Source organism: uncultured Kiloniella sp., from assembly GCF_937128705.1.
GTDB lineage: Bacteria > Pseudomonadota > Alphaproteobacteria > Kiloniellales > Kiloniellaceae > Kiloniella.
In genome coordinates this window covers 1-5,551 of the sequence record NZ_CAKZMP010000077.1, presented here as the reverse complement: position 1 = coordinate 5,551, position 5,551 = coordinate 1, and the positions used below count along the sequence as shown (strand labels likewise).

The 5,551-nt window shown below is 43.0% G+C and carries 6 protein-coding genes; 5 read left to right on the top strand and 1 reads right to left on the bottom strand.

From position 1 onward, the window contains the following. Positions 1 to 298: hypothetical protein (locus Q0241_RS04520; RefSeq protein WP_299373787.1), on the bottom strand; the 298-nt coding region annotated here is incomplete at its 3' end. 464 nt (positions 299 to 762) lie between these two features. Between Q0241_RS04520 and Q0241_RS04515 the strand changes: the two genes are divergently transcribed. The 5 genes from Q0241_RS04515 to Q0241_RS04495 form a co-directional block, all read left to right on the top strand. Beyond that, positions 763 to 2,076 carry a sugar ABC transporter substrate-binding protein gene (locus Q0241_RS04515; protein ID WP_299373783.1) on the top strand — a complete coding sequence of 438 codons (1,314 nt, stop codon included), beginning with the start codon at positions 763 to 765 and terminating at the stop codon, positions 2,074 to 2,076. A 71-nt stretch (positions 2,077 to 2,147) separates the two neighbouring features. After that, positions 2,148 to 3,008 carry a carbohydrate ABC transporter permease gene (locus Q0241_RS04510; RefSeq protein ID WP_299373780.1) on the top strand — a complete coding sequence of 287 codons (861 nt, stop codon included), beginning with the start codon at positions 2,148 to 2,150 and terminating at the stop codon, positions 3,006 to 3,008. Positions 3,009 to 3,010: 2 nt separating this feature from the next. Next, the gene (locus Q0241_RS04505; RefSeq protein WP_299373777.1) at positions 3,011 to 3,841 is read left to right on the top strand and encodes a carbohydrate ABC transporter permease; all 831 of its coding nucleotides are present in this window, start codon (positions 3,011 to 3,013) and stop codon (positions 3,839 to 3,841) included. A gap of 5 nt (positions 3,842 to 3,846) precedes the next feature. Beyond that, positions 3,847 to 4,737 carry an AraC family transcriptional regulator gene (locus tag Q0241_RS04500; RefSeq protein WP_299373774.1) on the top strand — a complete coding sequence of 297 codons (891 nt, stop codon included), beginning with the start codon at positions 3,847 to 3,849 and terminating at the stop codon, positions 4,735 to 4,737. Beyond that, on the top strand, positions 4,734 to 5,551 hold an 818-nt coding region (locus tag Q0241_RS04495), incomplete at its 3' end, for a hypothetical protein (protein WP_299373771.1). The genes Q0241_RS04500 and Q0241_RS04495, both read left to right, overlap by 4 nt.

Sequence of the window (5,551 nt, the reverse complement as noted above, 5' to 3'; positions counted from 1 at the left end):
TTTCATAAACAATCCCTTCGACGGTCAACGTGCTTGCCGGCCCATCTTCTTGAACCACCCCTTTGCGCGCCAAAGCAACCCAAACGGCGGGATTATCGAAGCCGCTGGCATCCTTGGCGGACACAACGAATTCCCCAACGTGCACATGATCCCCATGGGCGCGGGGAAGTTGAGATAAGGTTACCTCTCCGTTTGGATGATGCACAGCTTGCCTTTCGTCACGGCCAATGACTTGAGCAAGAACAAGGGTACGCAGTTGGAGTTTGTTTAGCTTCAGCGGATTTTTCTTTACGGGCATCAATTCTTCCTTCGATACAGACTTATGATTCTGCGTAGGGTTGTTATATAATTCTGCACTTCTTAGCCCGCAAAGACTCTATTGAAAATAGACGAACTTGGATTTCTGTAATTCTTTAAAGTCTTGGTCGCTTCTCAAGCTAAGGCTTTGTTCTGATGTTATGGGGGAGTAAACCTCAATTAATTCGTATTTGAGCCACAGACAATATGGTTTTTGAAACTACAATGATCAGAAATATAATCTGTTAATACAGGGAAATTATAATTCGTACATCTTCATTTTATATTATTTAAGGTTAGATAATGTTTCGGAAATGTACTTTTTAGACTGTAAAGTATAATTTTATGATAAATTTTGTATAAATAGTATCTTTTCTTGGTAAAATGCTATTGGCGACATTAACGCATCCTTTGCAGTATAGAATTACAGCTTTTATCTTCAATCGTGATTTCTGGGAGGAACACATGAAGTATTTACGCACAACGGCATTGGGGATGATGCTTAGTATGTCAGCGATCTCTTTTAAGGTTGCAGTTGCAGATGAGATTACTATCGCAACGGTTAATAACGGTCACATGATCGAAATGCAAAAATTAACCCCTAAGTTTGAAGAAGCCAATCCTGGTATTACTGTGAAATGGGTCACATTGGACGAAGGTACTCTTCGGTCGCGTGTTACGACAGATATCACGACAAAAGGTGGCCAGTTTGATGTGATGACAATCGGTATGTATGAAGCCCCTATCTGGGGTTCACGTGACTGGTTGGAACCATTGGAATTTGGCGCTGAGTATGATGTTGATGATATTTTGCCCGCAATGCGTGACGGTCTATCCCATGATGGTAAATTATATGCTGCGCCATTTTATGGTGAATCATCAATGATCATGTATCGTAAGGATCTTTTAGATGCTGCTGGTATGACGATGCCTGATAACCCTTCATGGGGACATGTAAAAGACGCTGCGGCAGCTATGACAGATCGGGATGCTGGTCAATACGGTATCTGTTTGCGCGGTAAACCTGGTTGGGGCGATAACATGGCGTTCCTGACAACTATGGCAAATAGCTTTGGTGGGAAATGGTTCAACGAAGATTGGACACCTGATCTGGATAGTCCGGCATGGAACCATGCTGTTAATTTTTATGTTGATTTGCTAACTGCATATGGACCTCCGGGATCAGCGGGTAATTCTTTTAATGAAATTCTTGCGTTGATGAACGAAGGAAAGTGCGGGATGTGGATTGATGCAACAATCGCGGCGTCTTTTGTGACAAATCCCAGCCAGTCAAAGGTTGCGGATAAAATGGCATTCGCGCAGTCACCACAAGCAATTACAACACGTGGCGCAAATTGGCTTTGGGCTTGGGCTTTGGCGGTTCCTTCCGGAACACAGAAAAAGGCTGATGCGATGAAGTTCATGGAATGGGCAACATCAAAAGAATACATTGAACTGGTTGCAGAAACCAACGGTTGGGCTGCTGTGCCAACGGGTACTCGTCAATCTACTTACGACAACCCTAAATTCAAAGAAGCGGCAACTTTTGATGAGGCAGAGCTGAAAGCGATTTTATCTGCAGATCCATCAAATTCAACGCAAGATAAAACACCATATATCGGCGTTCAATTCGCTGCTATTCCAGAGTTTCAAGCAATTGGCACAGCCGTTGGTCAACAAATGACAGCAGCACTGGCTGGTGATATCTCTGTAGAAGAGGCTTTAGAAAATGCACAAGCTGCAGCAGACCGTGAAATGAGAAAAGCGGGTTACTACTAGTATCAAGGTATTTGTATTAAATCGGGGTAGAGCAATCTACCTCGATTTCGCCTTCCTTCAGGATCATTTTCATGAATAGAACCCTGGTTAGACTCCTACAAGCCCCCAGCATTATCGTTCTTTTAATGTGGATGATTGTCCCATTGTCGATGACGATCTATTTTTCGCTCATCCGCTACAATCTTTTATACCCTGAGCGGACTGGTTTTGTCGGGCTTTCAAATTACGAATTTTTTGTAACAGATGCAGCCTTCCCACCAGCCGTATGGAATACACTAATCTTGGTTGGTTCTGTGTTGTGTATTTCAGTCGTTTTGGGGTTGGCGATTGCAATTCTGATTGATCGGCCGTTTCTGGGGCGTGGCATTGTTCGCGTTATGCTTATTTCTCCTTTTTTCATAATGCCAACGGTTAATGCTTTGGTGTGGAAAAATATGATGATGAACCCGATCTATGGATTGTTTGCCGTTGTCGCACATACCATAGGGGCAGAACCTATTGATTGGTTGACCGTATACCCGTTGCTATCTGTTATCATTATCGTGAGTTGGCAATGGACACCTTTTGCTATTCTGATTTTCATGACTTCTTTACAATCTCAGGATCAAGAACAAAAAGAAGCGGCAACATTGGATGGGGCAGGTTTTTGGGCGCAATTTTGGAATTTGACTCTGCCGCACCTCGCACGTCCGATTGCGATCGTCCTGATGATACAGATGATTTTTCATTTATCAATTTTCGCAGAAATCTTTGTAACCACATCAGGTGGTCCAGGTACGGCAAGTACAAACATTGCTTATTTGATATACGCGCAAGCCTTATTGCAATTTGATGTTGGTGTTGCATCTGCGGGCGGTGTTTTTGCTGTGATATTAGCCAATATTGTCGCGATCTTTTTGATCCGTGCTGTTGGCAAGAATTTGATGGTGTAGTGATGACAGATAAACAAATTCTTGAATGGAAAAATCGCTTTGCAGTAATAGGGGCATGGTTGGTTGCAATCTTATTCTTTTTTCCAATTTTCTGGATGGTTTTGACCAGCTTTAAAACAGAACTTCAGGCGATTGCAATTCCGCCATTGTTGGTTTTTGAGCCAACATTGGATAACTATACTTTGATCCAAGAAAGAACGGATTATACGCAATACGCATGGTCGAGCGTTGTGACCAGTCTTGGCGGTACAGCCTTGGCGATGTTGATTGCGATCCCTTCAGCTTACGCCATGGCCTTTAGTCCAACCAGACGTACCAAAGATATTTTATTGTGGATGCTTTCCACTAAAATGTTACCTGCGGTTGGAGTTCTTCTGCCAATTTATCTGCTATCTCAAAAACTAGGGCTGTTGGATACAAAGATCGTTCTGGTTGTTATTTATGCTTTGATAAACCTGCCGATCATTATGATGATTCTGTTCAATTATTTTCGGGAAATCCCAAAAGAAATATTAGAGGCTTCTAGGATGGATGGTACATCCACCTGGAATGAAATCACCCAGATTGTAATGCCTTTGGCATGGGGTGGCATAGCTTCGACGGCGCTTTTATCCGTTGTGTTATGCTGGAATGAAGCATTTTGGGCAATCAATTTAACCTCATCAGAAGCTGGGACTTTGGCTGCCTTGGTCGCTAGCTTTTCTAGTCCAGAAGGATTGTTTTGGTCGAAGCTTTCAGCTGTTGCCACATTGGCATGCGCACCGATTGTTGTCTTTGGGTGGCTTTGCCAGAAACAGTTAGTCCAAGGCTTAACTTTTGGGGCAGTGAAGTAACGTAAATGTCTATTGTTCAAGCTGAAATCGAAATTGTTGATCGTAGTCGCGAAAGTATTCGCTATTTGCAACATGGATGGCCCAGCGAATTGTGTCGTTGGCACAGCCATCGTGAATACGAACTACATCTTATTACAGAGACCCGGGGAAAAGCGTTTGTTGGGGATTATATTGGCGACTTCAAACCGGGTGCATTGTATCTCACAGGGCCGAATTTACCGCATAACTGGATTACAGACGACGTGTGGGCACAAGAAGTACCAATCCGGGATATGCTGGTCCAGTTCAGACAGTCAAGTATGGATGCGATCATGACTGCCTTTCCCGAGTTCTCAGAATTGAAGCCCATGTTAGACCTTGCACAATCCGGTATTGAATTTGTTGGTTTTGATCCAAAGACAGCGGTTTTGCAAATGGAAAAGATACGGGAACTCAGGGGCGTCGAACGGGTCGTGGCTTTGCTGCACTTTCTGGTTTTGATTAACAAAAACAGTAATAAAACCACATTATCTGTTTCTAAATTGATGCAACCGGAAGGGGGTAAGAAAGCACGTATTGGCAAGGTCATTGATTATATTGTTAATAATTTTGCCGACGAAATTTCTGTGAAAAAAGCGGCTGCAATGACGTCGATGTCATCAACGACATTTTCGCGTAATTTCCAGTCTGTAACGGGGCATACGTTTGTTGAGTTTGTAAATCGTATTCGTATTGGTCAAGCTTGCAGCATGCTTTATGCAACCAACGATCAGGTTTCAAGTATATGTTTTGACGTTGGTTTTCAAAATCTTGCAAATTTCAATCGACATTTTCTCAGAATTAAGAACATGACACCTTCAGCATATCGTCAAATAGCACAAACAGAGTTGGCGCATCAATCGAAGGAAATGCAATGAGCGCATTTTCCTCTCAAGATGTTTATGAAACAACTTATAATCTAGAACTTTGTAATGTCGGTATTGTACACCTTGGGTTTGGGGCCTTTCATCGATCTCACCAAGCGCAATACATTGATGATTACATGCAGACGACGTATGATCTGCGCTGGGGAATCGCAGCAATAAATATTCGAAGTGAAGACAGTGAGAGCTTTGCGAAGCACAGCTTTGATGAGGCTGGGTATATTCTTAAATCTATCTCGCCAACTGGTGATGTTAAATTCCGACGCGTGCGGTCTCATATCAAGTTTTGCGATTGGGCACGATCTGTCGAAGATGCTGAACAATTGCTGACCCAACCAAGCGTGACAATGATTACGATTACAGTGACCGAAAGTGGCTATTACTTGGATGACGAAAGTCATTTAAACCGTGCAGATCCTGTTATTGCTGGGGAAATAGAAAATCAGGCCCGGGGCGCATCCGTATATAACTATTTGATGCACGCATTGGAGCACCGTCGTCATGCCGATGTGGGGGGGCTAAGTATCCTGTGCTGTGATAATATAAGGCAAAATGGTAAAGTATTAGAACGTAATTTTTTGAGCTATTTACATTTTATGGACCGACACGATTTAGCACAGTGGGTTCAGAATAATGTGACATTCCCATGTTCTATGGTCGATCGCATTACGCCGCGTAGCACGCAAGATTTGACATCTGAAATCATCTCTTTATTTGGTGATCAATCCAATGTGCCTGTTATGGCAGAAAATTTTATGCAATGGGCTTTGGAAAATCGTTTTGCGAACACAGTGCCTGATCTTGCCCT